At 56.8% G+C, this 20,778-nt stretch carries 14 protein-coding genes; 6 read left to right on the plus strand and 8 right to left on the minus strand.

The genetic code is table 11. The annotated features are described in order from the left end of the window. Positions 1 to 34 precede the first annotated feature (34 nt). From yajC to M4951_RS09750, 3 genes are all read left to right on the plus strand, one after another. A complete protein-coding gene (yajC, locus tag M4951_RS09740) occupies positions 35 to 427 on the plus strand; it encodes a preprotein translocase subunit YajC (protein ID WP_262026291.1) in 393 nt (130 codons plus the stop codon). 52 nt (positions 428 to 479) lie between these two features. Further along, positions 480 to 4,322 (plus strand): protein translocase subunit SecD, encoded by a 3,843-nt coding sequence (gene secD / locus M4951_RS09745; RefSeq protein ID WP_262026292.1) that lies wholly within the window; start codon positions 480 to 482, stop codon positions 4,320 to 4,322. A gap of 407 nt (positions 4,323 to 4,729) precedes the next feature. Further along, on the plus strand, positions 4,730 to 5,659 hold the full coding sequence (locus M4951_RS09750; RefSeq protein ID WP_262026293.1) for a LysM peptidoglycan-binding domain-containing protein: 930 nt from the start codon (positions 4,730 to 4,732) through the stop codon (positions 5,657 to 5,659). Between the two features lie 177 nt (positions 5,660 to 5,836). Here M4951_RS09750 and M4951_RS09755 read toward each other — a convergent pair whose 3' ends face one another. The 5 genes from M4951_RS09755 to rny form a co-directional block, all read right to left on the minus strand. Continuing rightward, entirely contained in the window at positions 5,837 to 6,769 is a 933-nt protein-coding gene (locus tag M4951_RS09755; protein WP_262026294.1) for a hypothetical protein, read from the minus strand. 106 nt (positions 6,770 to 6,875) lie between these two features. Continuing rightward, a complete protein-coding gene (locus M4951_RS09760) occupies positions 6,876 to 7,532 on the minus strand; it encodes a hypothetical protein (protein WP_262026295.1) in 657 nt (218 codons plus the stop codon). A 71-nt stretch (positions 7,533 to 7,603) separates the two neighbouring features. Continuing rightward, a complete protein-coding gene (locus tag M4951_RS09765) occupies positions 7,604 to 8,038 on the minus strand; it encodes a DUF2752 domain-containing protein (protein WP_262026296.1) in 435 nt (144 codons plus the stop codon). Between the two features lie 57 nt (positions 8,039 to 8,095). Then, entirely contained in the window at positions 8,096 to 8,923 is an 828-nt protein-coding gene (locus tag M4951_RS09770) for a YmdB family metallophosphoesterase (RefSeq protein WP_262026297.1), read from the minus strand. 20 nt (positions 8,924 to 8,943) lie between these two features. Continuing rightward, on the minus strand, positions 8,944 to 10,497 hold the full coding sequence (gene rny, locus M4951_RS09775; RefSeq protein WP_262026298.1) for a ribonuclease Y: 1,554 nt from the start codon (positions 10,495 to 10,497) through the stop codon (positions 8,944 to 8,946). A 679-nt stretch (positions 10,498 to 11,176) separates the two neighbouring features. Here rny and tilS point away from each other — a divergent pair. Continuing rightward, a complete protein-coding gene (tilS, locus tag M4951_RS09780; RefSeq protein WP_262026299.1) occupies positions 11,177 to 12,163 on the plus strand; it encodes a tRNA lysidine(34) synthetase TilS in 987 nt (328 codons plus the stop codon). Between the two features lie 21 nt (positions 12,164 to 12,184). Here the strand turns inward: tilS and M4951_RS09785 are convergent, their stop codons facing one another. After that, positions 12,185 to 13,825 (minus strand): MFS transporter, encoded by a 1,641-nt coding sequence (locus M4951_RS09785; protein WP_262026300.1) that lies wholly within the window; start codon positions 13,823 to 13,825, stop codon positions 12,185 to 12,187. A 357-nt stretch (positions 13,826 to 14,182) separates the two neighbouring features. Here M4951_RS09785 and M4951_RS09790 point away from each other — a divergent pair, with 357 nt between their 5' ends. Then, positions 14,183 to 15,466, plus strand: a complete 1,284-nt coding sequence (locus M4951_RS09790) for an ArnT family glycosyltransferase (protein ID WP_262026301.1) — start codon at positions 14,183 to 14,185, stop codon at positions 15,464 to 15,466. A 221-nt stretch (positions 15,467 to 15,687) separates the two neighbouring features. Further along, positions 15,688 to 18,933, plus strand: a complete 3,246-nt coding sequence (locus M4951_RS09795; protein ID WP_262026302.1) for an AsmA-like C-terminal domain-containing protein — start codon at positions 15,688 to 15,690, stop codon at positions 18,931 to 18,933. Between the two features lie 55 nt (positions 18,934 to 18,988). Here the strand turns inward: M4951_RS09795 and M4951_RS09800 are convergent, their stop codons facing one another. Beyond that, positions 18,989 to 19,378 (minus strand): hypothetical protein, encoded by a 390-nt coding sequence (locus M4951_RS09800; protein WP_262026303.1) that lies wholly within the window; start codon positions 19,376 to 19,378, stop codon positions 18,989 to 18,991. Continuing rightward, on the minus strand, positions 19,378 to 20,367 hold the full coding sequence (locus tag M4951_RS09805) for a DUF1559 domain-containing protein (RefSeq protein WP_262026304.1): 990 nt from the start codon (positions 20,365 to 20,367) through the stop codon (positions 19,378 to 19,380). Before M4951_RS09805 ends, M4951_RS09800 begins: the two co-directional genes overlap by 1 nt. Between the last annotated feature and the right edge of the window lie 411 nt (positions 20,368 to 20,778).

Here is a 20,778-nt window from a genome sequence, read left to right on the forward strand (position 1 = left end):
GGGAGTGCGGAAACCACGGGAAAGTGATAGCGCTGTGGATTTGACTGCTACCTACTTCGTACTATTCGCGCAAGCGGCCCCCAAGCCGGAAGCGAGCGTACTCGAGTCCCTCATGTGGTTGGCTCCGGCCGCTTTGTTGCTGATTGGTTTTTTCCTTTTGATGCGCCCAGAACAAAAAAAGCGCAAAGAAATGGATGAAATGATCGCCAACTTGAAGAAGAACGATCGCATCGAGACGATCGGCGGCATCCTGGCGACCGTGGTGAGCGTGAAAAAAGATCAAGGCGAACTCGTTGTCCGAATCGACGAAAAGACGAACGCCGAAATGCGATTAAAAGTGCGCGCTATCGCGCGTGTGCTGGACAAGAGTGATAAAAGCGGCAAAAGCGATCAGCAAGACGAAGACAAAGCTTCGGCTGGATCATAAAACACGAATTCGGCGGCAAATCGGCCGCCGTGCGATACTGGAGTTATCGAAGATGCAAAAATACGTGGCAATGACGCTCGCGTTGGTTTTGACGGCTGCGGCCATGGCATGGGGCCCTGACGTCAACTCAGAAAGCTGGCTTGGAGACATCTCGCTGACCGCTCTAGCGTCAGCGCAGGATGAAGTGCTGACGGCTCCTGGTGATCCGGTGGCGCCGACGATCACGACTACCGAGGCCCCAGTCGCCGCCGATGGCGAAAATGGTTCGTCTCTCTTAAAGCTGGTGATGGCGCTCGCGATCTTGGGCGTTCCGATCGCCGCAGGCATCTTGCTCGCCAATACGCTGCGCATGCCGACTTACGGTTGGCGGTTGGCGGTGATCTTCTGCACGATGGTTATCGGCATTACCGCGGTCGTTCGTTATTGGCCGCCGAAGTTCGGGATCGACCTCCAGGGGGGCGTGATCCTGATCTACGAAATCGACGAAGACGAAACGAAGATCTATCTGGCCGAACAGAAAACGACCGGTGAGGATCAGAAGCCTGCTGAGACTGAGCCGACCGCCGACCAAGATGGCGGAACGGCCTACAACATGAACGAGTTGCTCGCGAATCTGAAGAATCGCGTCAACCCGTCCGGCGTCCGTGAAGTGGTCATTCGCGCTTACGGCAGTAAGCAAGTCGAAGTCATCATTCCTAACGCCGAGTCAGCCGACCTGGCGGTGATTAAGGACAAGATCACGACGGCCGGCATGCTCGAATTCATGATTGTGGCCAACGCCAATGATCATGTCACCCTGTTGAATCGTGCTCGTGAATCGAAGCAACGCGGCGAACGTTACGTCGTCAGCTCGACAGGGCGAGCCGAAGGAAAATGGGTCGGCATTCGCAAAGATGAAGATGGCGAGTACCAGTGGCCCAATTTTGGCTCGTTTAACGCGTCCACTGATGGCTCGCCGGTCCAAACTTCGGCAGGCTTTCTCGTTCGCGGCGGGCAATCGACCGGACAGCCGCTGCAAGTTTTGATGAAGATGGAGCCGAAGCCGCTCACCGGCGGTTATCTCACCGCGGCTCGTCGAACCTACGATACGAACAGCGGAGGAGGACTCGCGGTCGAGTTCAACCTGAACAGTACGGGCGCTTCGCTGATGTCGAAGCTGACCCGCGACAATTTGCCCGACGATACCCGCGAGCGCCAATTGGGCATCGTGATGGATGACTACATCGTTTCGGCGCCCTCCGTGCAAGGCGTGATCGGTGATCGCGGCATTATCACCGGTAAGTTTACGGAAGCCGATATTGAAAAGCTGACCGGCGTGTTGCAAGCCGGTAAATTGCCGGTCGTGCTTCGCAAAGAACCGATCAGCGAACAGACGATCAGCGCTACGCTGGGTGACGACACCATCCGCAAGGGCCAATGGGCGGTCGGGATCAGTCTGTCGTTGGTCTTGGTGTTTATGGCGATCTACTATCGGGTCGCCGGTTTGGTCGCGTGTGCTGCGGTGCTGTTGAACCTGGTGTTGATTTTGGCGGCGATGATTTTGTTCAACGCTGACCTGACGCTGCCGGGGATCGCCGGTTTGGTGCTAACCGTCGGCATGTCGGTCGACGCCAACGTTTTGATTTACGAACGTATCCGCGAAGAGCTCAATCATGGCGCTTCGTTACGCATGGCGTTGGTCAACGGTTTCAGCAAAGCGACCACGACCATCGTGGATGCAAACTTGACGACATTAATCACCGCGCTGGTTCTGTATCGCATCGGTACCGATCAGGTTCGCGGATTCGCCGTGACATTGGTTTTGGGTATTGTGATGAGCATGTTCACCGCGATCTTCTGCTCGCGGGTCTTCTTTGACATCGCCGAGAAGAAGCGTTGGCTGACGACCTTGAAGTTTATGCCGACCGCGAGCGGAGCGAAGTTTGACTTCCTCGGCAAGCGTCAAATGGCGATGAGCATTTCGCTGGTCTTGATTGTTATCGGCGTGATCGCCGTCGGCGCTCGCGGCAAGACGATCTTCGATATCGACTTCAACGGCGGTTCCTCGGTTCAGGTTTATCTGAAAGAAGCGTTGCCGATCGCGACGGTCCGAGAAATGGTCAGCGAAAAGTTGCCGGACGTTTCGATCAGCTCGGTGACGCTGGAAGGGAAAGAAAACCAGATCTATAAGATCGACACTTCGATGACCGGGCTGGGGAAACTCGGCTCGATCAAAGTGACCGATCGGACCGGCAAGTCGGCCACCGTCGACCTCAGCGACGCCGATTCGCTGCGTGAAATTACGGTTGCAATTAACAACTCGGGAACGCAATTGAACGCTGACCTGACTGCAAATCGCGGCGGTATCCAGATTCGCGATACTTCCAAATCCACCAGCGGCACGATGTCAATCGAAAGTGCTGGCGATTTGAAGACGGCCGAGCGTCTGAATTTGAAATTTGCGGTCGACGAGCCTCGCTATGTGACCGGAGATATTCCGGAAGGAGTGCAGGTTGTTCAGGCCGAACTGGAAAGCATCTTCCGCACCGAAAGCGGCGAGAGCATGCTGATCATGCATAACGTCTCGGTGAGCGAAGTTGACGCTATCGGCGGTAGTGAAGAGCCGGAAACTACGGCGCCACCCGAAGCGACCAGCGAAGCCGCACCGGTAGAACCGGCTGCTGACGCACAATCGAGCAATCGTACGCGTCGCACCGATTTGCCGAGCGACGAGATGTTGGCGTTGGCTCAAGAAGGCGAAATCGAACCGCCGGCCGAAACGCCTGCTCCGAAAGAGGAGCCGCCCAAGACGGAAGCTCCGATGAGCGAGACTCCGAAACCGGAAACCCCGGCCGAACCTGCGAAAGCAGAGCCCGCCAAGGAAGAACCGAAAACCGAAACTCCTGCGGAGCCTGCGAAAGAAGAACCGCAGCCAGAAACTCCGGCTGCAGAAATGAAAGAGCCGGCGCCGAAGGCGGAAGTTCCTGCCGCCGAACCGCCGGCAACGGAAGTTCCGCTGGAAGAGACGGACCCGGATGAAGAGCCGATCATCGACGCAGGCACGAAGATCGCCCCGTTGCAGTTCGAGTCGACTCTTTCGTTTGACGAGAAAATCACGGCCCAAACCTTGCAGAGCCTGGTTTTGCAAGCGGCCGACCAATTGGGAATCGAACGTCCGCAAATCCACCTGCTTCGCGATGGTCTGGCGATTCCGCTCGACAGCAGCGTCAGCGGCACTGAGTGGACGGTTCAACTCTCTGGCGCCAAAGAGAACGCCAGCAAGATTTTTGATTCGATTCGTAGCGAATTGTCGAGCACGCCGGTTTGGCCGTCGTCCAGCAACATTGGCGCTCAGGTCGCCGGCGATATGCAGCAAATGGCGATCTTCGCTTTGATTTTGAGCCTGGTCGGCGTGGTGGCCTACATTTGGTTCCGTTTTCAGAATCTTGCGTTCGGTCTGGCGGCCGTCGTGGCGCTGGTGCATGACGTGTTGATCACGTTGGGCGCATTAGCACTGACAACCTGGTTGCAGTACGCCTTCGGCTTTTTGCAGATCGACGAGATGAAGATCAGCTTGCCGGTGGTCGCCGCCTTCCTGACGCTGATCGGTTACTCGCTCAACGATACGATCGTCGTCTTTGACCGTATTCGCGAGGTCCGTGGCAAGAGCCATGAATTGACGATTGACATGGTCAACGCGTCGATCAATCAGACGTTGGGCCGTACGATTCTGACGTCGTTAACCACGTTTATCGTGGTGGTGATTCTCTTCTTCCTGGGCGGTGAAGGAGTTCATAGCTTTTCATTCGCCTTGGTGGTTGGCATCTTCGTCGGTACTTACAGCTCGATCTTCATCGCTTCGCCGGTGTTGGTCTGGTTGATGAATCGCGAGAAGAAGCGCGGCGCCGCGGTCTAGAGCCTTTCAGTTGGCTGCGGGCGATGCTAAAGCCTTCGAGGAAATCGCACGAAAGCCCGTAAGCGATAAAGTTTGACAAATAACAGGGGGATGCTTCGGCGTCCCCCTTTTTTTGTGCGACCTGGAGCGTTCGCCGCGTCGTACTAATGCTTGGCGATGTGCGACAGCCGCGTGCGGCACAGGTTTCCTGCTGCGATTGATTCGCAAAGTCGGGAGAGTTTGCCGCGGCAAAGTTGACGTAAACGCTAGGCGAAGAACGCCGTTTCTGAGAATTTCGATTTCCCAGAGGAAATCGCCACACCGATGCTAGCAATGGGTCGATAATCTATTGCTAGACGGATACATCAGAATTTGTAGCGACGGATTGCGCTCACCGCTTCATGCAGGCCCCATACTTGGGAGTCATCATGCTGGGCAATTCGAAACTACTGACGATGGCGGCCATCGGCGTGATCGGCGTTGGCGCCGCGATGCCGTATTGGTCTCGCTCCGAACTTTCCTCTCCCCAGTCCGGTTCGTCGGGTTATGCCGATTCGCCGCGAGTAGATGCATTTATTGGGCAGGATCAGAATGACTCGCAGCCTGAGATCATGTTGCCGCAGATTCGGAAAATCGTCTCGCTGGAACCAACTTCCGGCGGGCTCGACACGGCGGCGGTCACTGCACCGAATCTGACCGGCGAATATCCGGCGCCAATTTCGTCGAGCAGCACGCAGCGGCAATTGGTCGATCTGAGTCCCCAGGGCTATCAGCGGGTTTCCATCGCTCGACGTGACGCGCCAGCCGGTTCGGTAGAATCCTTCGCGATTCCGGTCGAAATGCCTGCAGGCGACGTCTATGAGGCTCCAGAGCCGCGTCATGTCCAAGTGCCGGCCGAAATACCGGCGGCGCCCAGTGTGCCGGTGCAAGAGCCCAAGTCGCGTTGGCAGTCGCAGACGACATCGATTGTGGTGAACAAGCCGGTCGTGCCGCAAACCGAAGTGCAGCAGACGCAATCGCCGTCATCCTATGTCGCGCCGCCGCAACCGCGGTCGTTGGCGCCTGCCCAGCCGCGTCGACATCACCGGCTTGTCGACGGGGACACGTTGCCGAAACTAGCGGAACGTTATTTGGGCCGAGCGGATCTCGATTGGGCGATCTTTGAGGCGAATCGCGACGTTTTGAGCGATCCACAACTGTTGCCGCTCAAAGTAGAGATCGACATTCCCGCCGTCGGCGAACTCGACTCGATCCGGCAGGGAACGCAGACAGCGACTCCCACGGCGATGCAGCCGCTCCAACCGCTCGGCGGTAATTCGCATTTGCGTCTGGTGCCGCTGGTTCCGAACACGCGATAGTGAGATTGGAGCCGTTTATTTGGCTTGCGATTTTCGGCTGATTCTGGCCGTGTTCCATGCTGTAACCGAAAAATAGCGCAACTCCAAAACTTCGGGCTACGAAGAGGAAAGGCGTCGGCGACTTCCAGTAGCGCAGCTTCAACGCTCGCGTCTCAAGTGACGGTTGGGCCAAGCCGCCTACTTGCTGAGCGGGCTCGAGCGATCGGTCCAGGGGAATTCATCCGCTCGGGCGATGACGCGAGAATCAATCAGGAATTTGATATCGCGGAGCACGTTGACCGAGGGATTCATCAGCAGCGCGGTTCCCTTGGCGTCAGATGGCTTGGCGGCGAGAAATAGATCGCGGCTTTCGGCTGCGGCGTTTAGCCGGCCGCGGGCCAATTGGCGTTCGATTTGCTTCACGTCGCTGAAGCTGCGCGACTCTTCGCCTGCGACCAGCATGATCGAGACCTTGGTCTGCAACGAAAAGTGATTCAGCGCTTGGACGGCGCTAAAGCCTTTGAAGGTGGTCTCGGGCGAAACCAAGACCAGCGCTTTGACGTCTTGTCCCTGTTTCAGGCCGGCCAAAACGGGCCAGCTCCAGTCTTTGGCGGTCCAGTTGGCGGCCAATATGCTGCTGAAATCATCGGCAGCGACGATCGTCAGCAGGTCAATATTCAATTTGCCCTTGTTGTTTTCTTCCATCAGAAAGCGTTTTACCGCTTCCATATCTTGGTTCATGAAAAGCTGCATCTGCTGACGTTTGATGTCATCCGTATCAATCGTCTTGCTTACCCGATCGTTCAGTTGGTACGTCCATTGGCTGGCGCCGTGCGTGCGTAAGTCGGGCACAATCACCGCATAGCCTTCTTGCTTTTGCAGAACCCCAGCCAAGCCGGAGACGTCTTCCTTCTTTCCTTTCCAGCCATGCAGCATGATGACGGGAACCGCTTTTTTTTCGTTAGGGCTCGGGTAATAAATCGCTCGAAGCGTCACGCCATCTTTGGTCTGCAACGAGATATTCTCGGGAGGCGGAATTTTCGATTTGGCTCCAGCAGGCGCTTGAGCCAGCGAGACCAGGGCGAAGCAGAGGACGAGCGCCAGGGGGGCGAAAGATTGGATGAGCGGCATAGGATTAGCGCTGACTGGGCGGGGTGATCGATTTTAAGTAGATACGACGTAGATACTTACCTCAATCGTAAGCCCCCGCTCCGCTTGGGTCAATCTTTCGCCCGAATTACCGGTTGGTGACGAAGGTTTCGTCCATGGCCAGATAATCGTGCGCGTCATGTTTGTAGAAGTCGTGGGCGATCCAGACCGAGATCGACTGCATAAACTTGCGACGGAATTTGTCTTCGGTCAAACTGGCCGATGAAAAAGTGCCGTTGGCCGGAAATTCCAGCGTTTGGTCGGTCGATTCAAAGACAACTTTGCCTTTGTCGGTCATGTCAAAGACGCTGACGGAGAAGTCCGCTTTTCCTTTGTACATCGACGGATGTTCCTGGATTTCGAGATGGGCGAGATCGATCGCCACCACGATATCGGCGCCGACCCCTTTGCCCAGCTTGCGAGCATCCAGGCGGTCCCAGTTGGAAGTGTCTTGCCAGTCGTCGATTTTTTGCTGCGAAATGATCTGGATATCAGGAACATGCGCTCCCAGCAACTTTTCGACCATGGTGGCCAAATTGCGCGACGTGTCGGTCTCTGATCGGAACGAAGGGCTGGCGATGCAAACCACCACGACCTTCTTCTCTTTCATGCCGCTGTACCGAGCCGGAGTTTCGTTGGTCGGATAGAGGAGGCTTGAGACCAGGTTGATGCAGCCGACCGAGGGAACCAGGGTCAGCAGGATCAGCAAAGCGATTGAACGTCGGAAGTTGTCGGTTCGATCCATCGAAATTCTTCCAGCGAAATGCGTAGTCGGGCGTCATCCTGACGCGTGATTTGTTGGTTAAAGCCTGCTCGTCACAGCACTCGGTAAAGCCATTCAGCGACCATGACCGCAGCGATGCCGCTGACGGCGATCAAGGCCGCGACCTCGTTGGGATAACCCAGCGGAGGACGTCCTCGCAGCGCCGTGATCAGCATCCATGGAGCGCTGGCCATCGCGGCGAGCCCGAGCAAAAAACCGGCGGCGTTCGAGCGAATCGAACCGACCACGTTGCCTTTGGTCAGGTAAGCCCACGAAGTCGTCATGCCGCAAGCTGGGCAGCGGACGCCAAACCAAACTCGCGAAGAACAGGGAGGCAAACCAAGTTGCTGGTGCGTTCCCAATCCTTGTGCGTTTGGCCTTAGCATCGCAGCCGTAGCCAGTAGTCCGGCGACAATCACTCCGGTCAGTCCCAGCAGTGATCTGCGGAACCAGCCAAGTGAACCAGACGACGGCGACTCAGCGCTCATAAAGCTATCAGGCGACGGAGGTTAGCGGACTCACTGGCTGGGGACAAGATCAAAACCTCAGCGAGACGCATCTTGGGGGTATTCCGCTTGCAGGGCTTTCGCCTCTTCTTCGCGAATCTGGATTCGGCGGATCCCGGTGGCTCGGCCAGTTTCGGGATCGACATCGACTATCGACCCGGTCAGGCGGACATCGTCGCGAGCGACGTCAAATTGGGTAGGACGAAAGGTGATGGTCGTTTCGGTGACCCGTTCGATGTTGCGGCCGATGATGCTTTCATGCGGACCGGTCATGCCGACATCGCACTGGAAAGCGGTGCCTCCTTTGAAAATCTGCTCGTCGGCGGTCGGTACATGGGTATGCGTTCCCAGCACGTACGAGACCCTGCCGTCGAGGTAGCGTCCCATGACCTGTTTGTCGCTGGTCGCTTCGCCGTGAAAATCGACGCAGCGAACTTTGACGCTAGCGGGGATCAGCGCCAGCACGCGATCGATCGCTTCCCAGGGACAGTCGACCGGCCGCATAAAGACGCGAGCCATAATGCTGATGACGGCGACACGGATGCCGCTGGCCGACTCGACGATAGCGAAATCTTTGCCCGGCGCCGTTTTGGGGAAGTTGGCCGGTTTGACGATGTTGTTCTGCGATTGCAACGTTTGGAACAGCTCTTTGCGACGGTAGATGTGATCTCCCATTGTGATGCAATCGATGCCGCAGTCGATGATTTCCTTGTAAGCGGCTGGGGTGAGCCCCGAGCCGCCGCAGGCGTTTTCGGCATTGGCCACGATCAAACTGAGCCCCTCGCGCCGGCGTAGTCCATAGCTGGCCATCCGCACGATGTCGCGTCCCGGTTTGCCGACGATGTCGCCAATGTGCAATATCCGCACTATCTCTCCTTCGACTACTTTTAGCGGGCGAACTCAGTGAATCGTGATTCACGCACGACGGTCACTTTGATTTCACCGGGATAAGTCAGTTGGTCTTCGAACGCCTTGGCGATGTCGCGGGAGATTTTCGCCGCTTTCTCGTCATCGGTATCACGACTGCTAGCGATCACGCGCAGTTCGCGTCCCGCTTGAATCGCGAACGCCTGCTCGACGCCGTTGAAACCGCGCGCGATCGATTCTAGCTCTTCCATGCGCTTGATGTAGCGCTCCAGCGTTTCGCGGCGAGCGCCAGGCCGTGATGCGCTGGTCGCATCGGCGGTCGCGACCAACATGGTATAAGGGTACTCGGTGATGATCTCGTCATGATGACCAAACGCGGCATGAACCACCTCGGGCGATTCGCCATGACGTTTCAGCAGGTCGGCGCCAATTTTCGGGTGGCCCCCTTCCAACTCATGATCGGCCGCTTTGCCGATGTCGTGCAGCAGTCCGGCTCGACGAGCGATTCGCGCGTCGAGTCCGATCATCTCGGCCAGCATGCCGGCGATAAAGCCGACTTCGATCGAATGCCGCAGCACATTTTGGCTGTAGCTAGTGCGGAAATGGAGTCGCCCCAGCATATGAATTAGACGGGGATGCAGTCCCATCACGTCCGCTTCACTGGCCGCTTCTTCCCCCTTTTTGTTGATGACGTCTTCGATTTCGCCTTGCGTTTCTTTGACGACTTCTTCGATCCGTGTCGGATGAATGCGGCCATCGGCGATCAGCTTGTTGAGCGAAATGCGTGCGATCTCGCGGCGGACGGGATCAAAGCCGCTGACGATCACCACGCCCGGCGTATCGTCAATGATGACGTCGACGCCTGTTTCTTTCTCGAAGGAGCGGATGTTGCGTCCTTCACGACCGATGATGCGACCTTTGATGTCGTCGGTCGGAATGTCGATCGCACTGGTCGTCGATTCGGCGGTATGGGCCGCGGCGAAACGCTGGATCGCGGTCAACAGCATGTCCTGCGCTTGCTGCTTGCAGGTTTCTTCGATGCGGCGCTGGTGCTTCAGGATGAGAGCGCCGGTTTCGCCTTGCAGCTCTTGATCGAGCAGACGCAATAGTTCGGTCTTGGCTTCGTCCCGATTGAGCCCGCTCATCTTGTGCAAGCGTTCCTGCTGCTCGCGGGTGATGGCCTTTAGTTCTTCCGCTTTGCGTCCGGTGTCTTCGATTTTCTCGGTGAGTCGACGTTCTTTGGTCTCGACCATGTGTTCTTGTTTGCGGAGATGATTCGCTTGCTGTTCGATCGCTTCTTCGCGGCGGTCGAGCGACTTTTCGCGTTCGCGGATCTCGTCGCGGCTGCGATTGAGATCAGATTCGGCTTTCGCTTTATGGTCGATGGCCTCTTCTTTGGCTTGGATCTTGGCTTCTTTCAGCAAGTTTTCAGAGTCTTGCTTGGCGCGATCCAGAATCAGCTGAGCTTCGGTTTCGGCATCCTTTTTCCGTAACCGATCGATGATCTTAACGAGCACAATCGCGAGCACAAAGCCGACGACGGCGAAGATCGCGTAAGTAATAGCGTCTGGCACGTAGTATATCTCCCTCAATGGAAATGGGAGCGACTCCGGCGATCGCTTAAGCGCATAATGCGCCGCTGCGGCGTCGGCCACGCACGTTCAGAGGGAAATTGACAGTCGAGCGACAAGCGTCCGCGTTTTTAGCGATCGGCTCGCTGGCGGTCAGGATGGCGACCAGATGCTGACCGCGGCGGGCTGCCGCGCTCGATATGGCTAGAGCCGCATCGAGCTAGAAATTCGGTCGGCAATGTTTCGGCGTCAATTTCTAGCCAACCTAGCAGCGGCAATGCCACCACAAGCTTGGAAGGCGAATGCGGATTGAACTTGCGACCGCTTCTTTTCAACGCACTGGCTGGCCCAAGCACGTAGCATTTGCTCGGGCAAATTTGCATCACCAGACGCATCAAGAGAAGGAGTAGTGGTTGCATCGGTTCGTCTCGCTTTTCGCTGGGACTAGATTTCCGGAACCAGATCCAGGTGGCTCGAAGGCAATTTCCGCCTGTCGCGCGGCGGTCTATCGGCAAGCGGGGCTGGCCGAAAAAGTCGCTTAGTGCGATGGGTAATTGTCATCTGTAACGGCTCGCCGCAACTTAACGCTGCGAAACCGTTTAAGGTATGTTAACAGACCAGGGCCACGCTGGGAAGATTTGCCTTCCCCCCTTTCTTCCCCCTTTCCGGAAAACCACACGGGATGCATCTGTTTGAGAAAGTTGTCGCCGCCAGCTGGCCGCCGTCGCGCTGGGCTGATTGCACCGTTTTGGTCGCTGTGAGCGGTGGCGCTGATAGCGTGGCGCTGCTGCGATCGCTAGCGGCGATTCAAGAATCGGGGCCAGGCCGTCTTGTCGCGGTCCATGTGGATCATAATCTGCGCGAAGAATCAAACGCGGACGCCCAGTTTGTAGCGCAACTCGCCCAGCAATTGGGAATCGAAGCGATCATGGGCCGAGTTGATTTCGAATTGTCAGGCCCCGACGGCATTGAAGCGGCGGCTCGCTCTGCCCGATATGACTTTCTACGGACTTTTGCGATGGATAGCGGCGCTCGCTATGTCGTCACGGGCCATACCGCGGATGATCAGATCGAAACTGTCTTGCAGCGGATTTTGCGCGGAACCAGTATCGCGGGGCTCTCCGCGATTCCCCGAGCCAGAGAGCTGGAACCAGGAATTAGTCTGTTGCGGCCGCTGTTGTCGATTCGCCGCTCCGAGGTCGAAGCGTACTTGGCCGATCTGGGGCAGGACTTTCGGCACGATGGCACGAATGACGAATCTTGCTTTTTTCGCAATCGCCTCCGTAACGAACTGTTGCCGTTGTTACGAGAAGCCTATTTGCCGCAAGTCGATCAATCGCTGTTGCGATTGGCGATCGGCGCCGCCGAATGCCGCGAATATGTCGAGTCGCAGGCCAGCCAACTGCTGGCCGCCTGCTTGCTGCAAGCGACCGACGAACAAGTGGTTCTTGATGCGAAGGAGCTGGGCGATGCTTCCCCTTTTTTGGCGAAGGAGGCCTGCGTGCTGCTATGGCGCCAACGCGACTGGCCGCGTCAGGCGATGAGTCGCGAGAAATGGGAAGCTTTGTCGGCGCTGATCGCCGGCGACTCCCCTGCCCCGTTTGAGTTGCCCGGAGGCGTTCGAGCCGAAAAAAAAGGGGAGCAGCTGCTGCTGACTCCCCTTTCGTAGGTTCAAATTTTCGATCGAAGGTTAAGCGTCTGCTGGTCCTTCGACACCGCCGGTGAACTTGGCGTCTTCGGCCTCGTGGCCGACCAAGACTTCCGCCTTGTAACCGCCTTGGCTAGTGAAGTAGACGATCAACGCCAAGTAACACGCGAGCATGATGCAGGGGAAGATCGCGACGGCGAACAATGCGTCTTTCTTCGCTTGTTCACTGGCGACGGTCACTTCTTCTTGCTCCGCTTCGGGCAACTCTTTCACCGCATCGGCGTTGACCGCATTGTATTTACCAAAGACCCACGTCTTCTCTTCTTCGACCTGTTTCAAGATCGCCGGTTTGTCTTCCAAAGCGGCGACTTGGGCCGAGTCTTGGAAATAACCGAGGAACACGGCTCCGACCACGCCGACGCCCAACATGCCGACGCCGCCGGTGGCGTTCAACGTGAGAGCGCCGCCGCGAGGCGATTGTTCGGCGACCACGCCGAGCATCGTTGGCCAGAAGAACGTTTTTCCAAGGCCATAAATGGTCGCAGCGACAAAGATCAACGCGATACTGTCGACCTTCGATAGGAAGACCAAGCCCACGATCGCAATCACCGAACTAGCGGCCAACAGCCCCAGCGGCGAAAGTTTGTGGACGATCGGACCGGCGAAGAATCGCAAGATCATCATGATCAACGAGGTGTAGACGATCACCCAACCAGCGGCGTAGCCTGCTTTGGTCATGACCGGTTCCATCAGCGAGGTAATCCAACTATCGGTGCCAAGCTCGGTAGTCGCCAACGGAACCATGATCAGCAACATGAACAGGAAGAGCGGGCGACCAATGGCGAACTTGGTGATCGCTCCCATGCCGATGGTCGCTGCGATGATGCAGCCCCAGACGACGTAGATCATCCATTCGCCCGATTCGACGCCTGCTTTGCCTAGTAGTTCGGTCGCGACGCGACCCAATTCGCTGAACATCAAGAAGCCGACGATCAACGCTCCGCCCATTCCGAACTCGGCCAGCATGTCGCCATACGAAACGCCAGCAGCGACTCGTTCGTTGACCGGAAACTTACAGGGCAACATCATCAGGCCGTAAACAACGGTCGGAATCAAGATCAACGCGACCTTGTATTGCCAGGCCATCGATACGCCGCCGGAAAAGATATTGGAAAGGAAGCCATCTGGCCCCATGCCGATCGTGATAATGCCGCCCAAGACAAGACCGCCTGGCCAACCGGCGTGCAGCATGTTGAGCCATTTCGTCTTCTCATTGGGGAAGAGGGTCGCGACGACCGGATTCACGACCGCTTCGACCGTTCCATTACCCAACGCGACGATAAACGTACCGAAATAGAGACTCCAGTACGGGTCAAAGTACATCGGCAGCACGATGGTCATTACGACCGACAGCGCATGGCAAGCGAACGCGAAGTACATCGCCGTCTTGTAGCCAATTTTGTCGATCACCAAACTGAACAGAATGATGCTGATCGCGAACGGCCAGAGGCCGACGCCGAAGATTTCACCCTTCTGCGTTTCGGTCAGATTGAAAACGGTTCCCCAGTCATCGATGATGATCGCGCGGACGATAAACCCGAACGCGGTGGTGATCAGCGAGATAAAACAGGCCCAGAAGAGAAACTTCTTTTCTCCATCGCTTGGCGCCGACTTTTCATTCATATCGGGAAGGCTCCTCTTCGCTTCAATGCATAATGGGAGGTGAGGGGGAAATCGCACGACCGCCGTAGGACCACGTTTCGGTCATCGCTGCCGGGGCAAGACGTGATCGGCGTCAGGCAAAAAACGACTAGTCGCCGGGCGAGTGTATAGCAAAATTCAGAGTATAGCGAGTGCTAGCGGGAAGTAAACTATTACTGCGTTGAGATTTCGGGCGTTTTTTTTCCCAGATTCGCAAAATCTTAGGAGAGTTCGCATATTCCCAGAATTTGCTAGTTTAAGGCTCGCGGATTTCCCCTTACTCGTCGTCCATTCGATTTCAAAACCCAACCTTTCAACTGCCAACGAATTGCTCGCCTGATGTCAAAGCTATTCGCCAATCGCTGGTTCTGGGTGATCCTGCTTATCGCATTCGGGCTGCGCGTCGGCGCCGCCGTCTGGTGGCAAAGTCGAATTCCAGAGGGAGATCGCTTCTTTTTTGGCGATAGTTTGTCGTATGAAACTTTGGCGCGGCAAGTTGCGCATGGTGAAGACTATCGCTACGGCGACTCGTATATCTTCCGCACGCCCGGCTATCCGGTGCTGCTTACGCCGTTCTATTGGTTCAGTGACGAACCCCATCCGCTGACGCTGCGAATGTTGGGCGTTGTGCTGGGGACAATCACGGCGGCGCTGTGCGGAATGTTGGCTGCCCGGTTTTTCTCGACCGCCGCGGGCCTAATCGCGACGCTGTTAGCGGCCCTCTATCCCGGCGGATTGGCGATGAGCGCCTTTGTGCTGAGCGAAGTTGCGTTTTGCCCGTGGATGCTGCTGCAGATCTTATTTTGGAACGAAGCGTATCAGGCGACCTCACGCCGCAGTTCGTTGCTGTGGGCGATCGCCGCCGGAGCGGTGATGGCGGCCGCCGTGCTGACGCGCCCCAGTTGGATGCTGTTTCCCTTTTTTGCGATGCCGATTTGCCTGTGGTTGGCGCCGCAGCGACGACGTCAGTTGGAAGTCATGCTGGTGCTCGGCCTGAGCTTCATGGCGGCGATGACCCCCTGGTGGGTTCGCAATTATCAAGTCGCTCAGCGGTTTGTGCCGACTTCGCTGCAGGTTGGGGCTAGCTTGTATGACGGCATTCGTCCCCACTCGGACGGCGGCAGTGATATGGCGTTTGTCGAGCCGTTTCGTGCGGAGCAACGCGCGGCCGACGCGGCCAATGATGGTCCACTGGTCGGCACGTTCGAGACGCGCCTCGATGATCGGATGAAAGCGGCGTCGATCGCATGGGGGAAACAGCACCCAGGCGAAGTGGTGAGCCTGGCGGGGCGTAAACTACTGCGATATTGGAACTTCTGGCCCAACGAGTCCAGCTTCCAAAGCGTGAAGTTCCGCCTGATTATCGCGGTTGGCTACTTGCCTATCTTGCTATTGGGTTTGGCCGGTCTCGTGATTTATCGCCGACATAGCCTGGGCGTTTGGCTCTGCGGATTGCCGATCTTCTACTTTTCGCTGCTCCATATGATCTTTGTCAGCTCGATCCGCTATCGTCAACCGCCGATGCTGTCGCTGATCGTGTTGGCGGCTGGCGCCGCCGTTTGGCTCCTTTATCGCTGGCGAAACGGGCAAAATCTTCCGGCCGATTCGGATTCGCCTGCGTAAGACAATCGTGTGCTACGGCTCTGTGAGCCGTGGTGCAAGAGTTCTAAGTTGCGAATTATTGCTAGCTTTTGCCGCTATCGCGAAAGCTTCGCTTTACCCTGCGGGCGAATTTTGCCAAGATATCCGCTTCAGGCGGCGATCATGGAACGATCGCCCACGACACGACTTGCGGCAAATCGGCCGCACGCGGGAAAGGATTCCGTACGCCGTTGAAACGGTTCGTGCATACAAGCTGGCTCTTTTGCAAATGGACGGCGCTATCCGCAGTGATGGTCGCCGTGGCGATCGGTTTGTACCTGTACCACAACCTGAACGACGAAATTCGGATTCGCGTAGAACGTCGTTTCGCCGAGCATTATCAGCATCTTGATATTTCGGTTGCGTCGGCTCAATTTCATGAAGGCCAGGGAGTCGAAATTCGCGGGCTTCGTTTCGCCGAAAAGAATGTCTCCGGACATAGCGGCGAATTGCTCGACATCGACGAGATGTTCGTCTACTGCAACACCGACCCACGCGAACTTGTCACCGGCAAATTGGACGTCGCTCGAATTGTGGTGAAGCGCGTGCGCATTTCCGCCGCATTGCAGGCGGATGGGCGAATTAACTTGCAATCGATGTTTCCGCTTCCCAAATTTGGCGACAGTGATCCGATCATCGAAATTCATGACGGTCTGTTTGAACTGTACGACTCGGTCAGCGGCGCTCGGTTACGTCTGGATCCGATCGACCTGACGATCAAACCGCTTCATGATCCGCAGCTTGCCGCCAACGGCAAGAAGCGTCTAGCGGTCGAAGGAACATTACGCAGCGAGCATTTTGAAACGGCGAAAATCTCCGGCGTTCTCGAGCCCGATTCACAGTTTGGCATGATCCAAGGGAGCGTGGAGCAATTGCGGGTCACGCCAGAGTTGTTTCGCGATTTTCCGCAATGCGTGCAGCAGAAAGCAGAGAAGCTGGAACCGCTGGATGCGCGCGTTGATTTGAAGTTTTCGGTCGCTACGCCGACGAAGAACGCACCATGCCGGTTTGAAATCAGCGGCGATCTGAGCGAAGGACGCTGGAAAGATCGCTCGCTCCCCTTCCCTGTTTCCGAAATATTCGGTTCGTTTGTCGCCAACGCCGCCGGGTTGAATGTCGAGCGTCTCTCGGCCAACGTTGGCGATGGTTCGATCGTCGCATCGCTGGTGCGGCAAGGTTGGAGCGACGCGTCGCCGGTTCACTTCGAGGCGAACCTCTGCAATTACATCCTGCACGATCGGCTGACCGAAGCGATACCGCCTGATTTGCTGGAGCATTGGGATCACTATCAACCAGCCGGCGCCGTGGATGCTCAGGTAATCGTCGACTTTGACGGCGTCACGTGGAAGCCGGAACTGCATGTCACCTGTTTGGATTCACGCTTCGTCTATCATAAGTTTCCTTATCCGGTGCATGCCGCCAAGGGACGAATAGATTACAAGAACGGGGTTCTCGATTTGAATCTGGCGGCGATGGCCGGCAAAGCGCCGATCAAAATCATCGCCAGCTTGCGCGACCTGGGCCCCGAGGCCAAAGGGTTCGCTCGCTTCACTTCGGTCGAACCGATTGAGTGCGACGAGACATTGCTGAAAGCGTTGGCGGCGGCGAGTTCCAAGGGAAGCGAGATCGCAGGCAAACTGCAGCCGAGCGGCACGACCAATTTCGACTTCCTGGTCCAATGCTACAAAGGGGACGAAGATCAGGATAAGCGTCTGACGCTCGACATCGTCGACGCCCAGGTCACCTACGACGAGTTTCCGTACCCGATCCAAAAGATCCATGGTCGCGTCGTTTGGACCGACGACAAGACGATCATTGAGCGGCTCGAAGGGGTCAATGATTCTGGCTATGTCGTCTGCGGAGGATCGTGGACGCGCACCGAGGATCCCCGCGGCAAGTTGATGCTCAACTTCACCTGCACCGATATTCCGCTGGAAGATGAGCTTCGCTTGGCGCTGCCGGAGACTTCGCGCCGCGTGTGGGACGAACTGCGCCCCCGCGGGACGATCGACCACATGGATTTGGCGGTCGCGTTTCCGGATGAAAATGGGAAGCTGGATGTCGACATTCGCGCTCAGAAATGGCGGCGCGATGAGCTGCTGCAAAGCGAACGCAAGTACAGCGCTGCGAGTCGCACCATTTCGATCGAACCACGGAGTTTTCCGTGGCTGATGGACGACGTGGTGGGCGCCGTTCATTTTCGCCGCGGCGTTGTGCAACTGCTGGGCGTGACGGCGCGACATGGCAATGTGCAGATCGCCACCGGCGGCGATTGCCAGGAATTGCCTGGCGGCCGTTGGCAGCTTCGTTTTCAAGACGTGCAAGTTGATCGGCTGTTTCCTGAACGAGATCTGTTAACTGCGCTGCCAGCTTCGTTGGCCGCGTCCGTGCGCCGCTTGAAACCATCGACGCCGGTTAACATGCGTGGAGCGTTTACGTTAGTCGGCGGAGCGGAAGAGAGCGCGCCGCCAGACGCCTATTGGGACTTGGACTTCTTTTTGGCTGGCTGCGACGTGACCGCCGGAGTCGTGTTGAATCGGGTCTATGGCGCGGTGCGACTGACCGGCGAAGCGACCGCCGAGGGAGCGTTTACGTTTGGCGAGCTTTCGATCGATTCGCTCCTGTACAACGACATTCCGCTGACCAAGATTACCGGGCCGCTCTTTATCAGTTCGGATCACGCGGTGATCGGATCGCAGGTTCCCCGCCGTGAAGGGCGAACTCCGCAAAGCATCTTGGCGACCACCTTTGGCGGACAGTTGGCGATCGACAGCAGCGTGCTGCTGCAAGAGAACCAGCCGTTTAGTCTGCAATTGAAGCTATCCGAAGGGAAACTGCAGCAAACGCTGCTCGACCTAGGCCAGGCGAATCCCGGACGAAACACGGGACGCATGTTCGCCGAGATGCGCCTGGCCGGCAATTCGCTCGGTACGAACACCTTCCAAGGAAATGGTCGCGTCCAACTGCGCGACGGCAATCTTTATCAATTACCGTTGGCCGTTTCGTTGCTTAAAGTGTTCGCCGCGCGTACGCCCGACAACACCGCGTTTCATACCAGCGACATCGATTTTCAGATCAAAGGGGATTACGTCTATCTGAATCGCATGACGTTGAGCGGCGACGCGATCTCGCTGACCGGCGCCGGCGAAGCGAATCTCGATGGTCGAATCTCGATGCGGTTCTATAGCGAACTGGGAAACAATCGTTATCAAATCCCGGTCATCCGCCCGTTGCTGGGAGAAGCTGGCCGCAATCTGATGGTGATTCACGTCAATGGAACGCTGGATCATCCTGAGACGCGGCAAGAGATCTTCCCGGCGGTCAACGAAACGCTGGAGCAACTCTTCCCCGACCAGCCGATCCGGTTTCCGGTCGGCGCGATGACTGACTCCGGCGGTGGTTCTACTGCACGGCAACCTCCGGCCGCGGCGGGTGGAATTCCACGTTAAAATCAAAACGGACTTCCGATCGGAAGCCCTTTTTGAGCAAGTGAGGTCAAAGCTCTTATTTGCCCGCTGGGATCTCAAAGTCGTACGACTTGGTCTCAGGAGAGATCGTCGTTTCGGTGACAAATACGTCACGCAACGGCGACGTTGACTTCTGCCCTGATCCAACGGCCGGCGGCATCACGCGAACGACATAGGGGCCTTCGCTGACGCCAAATTCTGGGTTGGTGACGAACTCGCCGTCCACTATGGGCGCGTAGGCCGTCAGGCCGCTGTTCTGCTTCGCAGCGTCGGCCTCAAAGGAAATGCTGCCCGATTCGAGCGGCCGTCCATCGTAGGTCACGTGGCCATGGATTTGCGTGCCGGTAGTTGGGCCTCCGCAGCCGCTGAGACCAACTGCCGACGCCGCCAAGCTCAGTGAGAGAGCAAACTTGAGAATTCGTGACATTAGGGAAGACCTCCGACCGGGCCGCCGTCTGCGATCGCCCCAAGTGCGCGATGCGTGTTGATGTCCATCGTCTGACTCATGTAGTGAACGCTCGCGTCACCCAACAACATGTTGCAGCCGCCGGGGTGAAAGCTGCCGAACGTACGACCGACGACGGCTTCCGATTTGTTGGGGCCTTTGGTCGAAATACCGCTGACCGGCTGATTGATCGGTTCGACCGCCGCCGCCAGATTCGTGTAGTGGCGATAGTCCGCGCGATAGAAGGCGCCGCCTGCCCACGAGCTATGCTTCTGCAGCGAAAACGCGTCGACGGACGGATGAACGACGTAGAAGCTTTCTCCCATCAGATACGAGTTCGAAGTGCCGTCGAGCATGTTGCTGAACTTCGTCTTGGAATTGACCGAGAAGACGCCGTTGTAGTACAGGACAAACGAGGTCGTAGCGGTCGCTTTGCAGCCCTGATCGATTGTCGGGACCGAACCGCTGGGCGCCGGGCCCCCTCCGGCACAGGCCAAATAGCTGGGATGCATGTCGACTGCAAGGGGATCACTGGGGCAGTGAAAAGCGGTATTGGTAGACCACTGCAGTGCGTGATTCGTAGCGGTTCCTTGGTGCTGGTTGTTGATCGAAAACTGTTCGTTGAAACGAAATTGATCGTGCAGGTTTTGTTGTTCCAGAAACGGCAAAATCAAGACCGACCAAGGGGCCCGCGTTCCACTTGGATTCGCTTGATCGATGCAGGGACCGACTTGACCATTCACGATATAGCCAGACGGGAAGTTGCCGTGCGTATCGTGATAGTTGTGGTAAGCGATGCCAAACTGCTTCAGCCGGTTGGAGCAATCCATCCGCCGCGCCGCTTCGCGAGCTTGTTGCACCGCAGGCAGGAGTAAGGCAATAAGAACGCCGATGATCGCGATGACGACCAGCAGTTCGACCAGCGTAAAACCGACCTGACGTCGGATGCGCGGTAAGCACGAGGTAGGCATGGATAAATTCCCTCGGTAGGAAAAAAAAGAGCACATTAAAGGATATTTGATGTATCGCACTGCTGCAATATAGCGGTATGAATATTTCCAAAGGCGACTGATTACGGTGCTTTTTTCGACGCAATGTCTGGCGACGTATTGGGTTGACGAGGGAGTACCGGTATCAGCTCCTCTCCGACCAACCGCTCCAATGACCGACCTGGCAAGTTCACCGAGGCAGGAAGCAGTCGCTCGGTTTGTCGAAAGTCGTGAGGTCCGCCGGTAGAGGGGTTTTTCCGTTTTCGGCAAACGATCTGGCGAACCAAGTCGATGGTTTGTCGATAAAGAAGTTAGTCGGGCAATCAGGCGATCGTTAAAACTGGACTTTCGCTCTCCATAACCTACGCTTCTTAGGCGAACTACTCTCCCATT

Source organism: Blastopirellula sp. J2-11, from assembly GCF_024584705.1.
GTDB lineage: Bacteria > Planctomycetota > Planctomycetia > Pirellulales > Pirellulaceae > Blastopirellula.

Bases quoted from the DNA above. Each gene is read 5' to 3' on its own strand.
- M4951_RS09805 (WP_262026304.1), bottom strand. From the start codon at position 20,367: ATGCCTACCTCGTGCTTACCGCGCATCCGACGTCAGGTCGGTTTTACG.
- M4951_RS09750 (WP_262026293.1), top strand. From the start codon at position 4,730: ATGCTGGGCAATTCGAAACTACTGACGATGGCGGCCATCGGCGTGATC.
- tilS (WP_262026299.1), top strand. From the start codon at position 11,177: ATGCATCTGTTTGAGAAAGTTGTCGCCGCCAGCTGGCCGCCGTCGCGC.
- M4951_RS09790 (WP_262026301.1), top strand. From the start codon at position 14,183: ATGTCAAAGCTATTCGCCAATCGCTGGTTCTGGGTGATCCTGCTTATC.
- M4951_RS09800 (WP_262026303.1), bottom strand. From the start codon at position 19,378: ATGTCACGAATTCTCAAGTTTGCTCTCTCACTGAGCTTGGCGGCGTCG.
- M4951_RS09785 (WP_262026300.1), bottom strand. From the start codon at position 13,825: ATGAATGAAAAGTCGGCGCCAAGCGATGGAGAAAAGAAGTTTCTCTTC.
- secD (WP_262026292.1), top strand. From the start codon at position 480: ATGCAAAAATACGTGGCAATGACGCTCGCGTTGGTTTTGACGGCTGCG.
- M4951_RS09760 (WP_262026295.1), bottom strand. From the start codon at position 7,532: ATGGATCGAACCGACAACTTCCGACGTTCAATCGCTTTGCTGATCCTG.
- M4951_RS09755 (WP_262026294.1), bottom strand. From the start codon at position 6,769: ATGCCGCTCATCCAATCTTTCGCCCCCCTGGCGCTCGTCCTCTGCTTC.
- M4951_RS09765 (WP_262026296.1), bottom strand. From the start codon at position 8,038: ATGAGCGCTGAGTCGCCGTCGTCTGGTTCACTTGGCTGGTTCCGCAGA.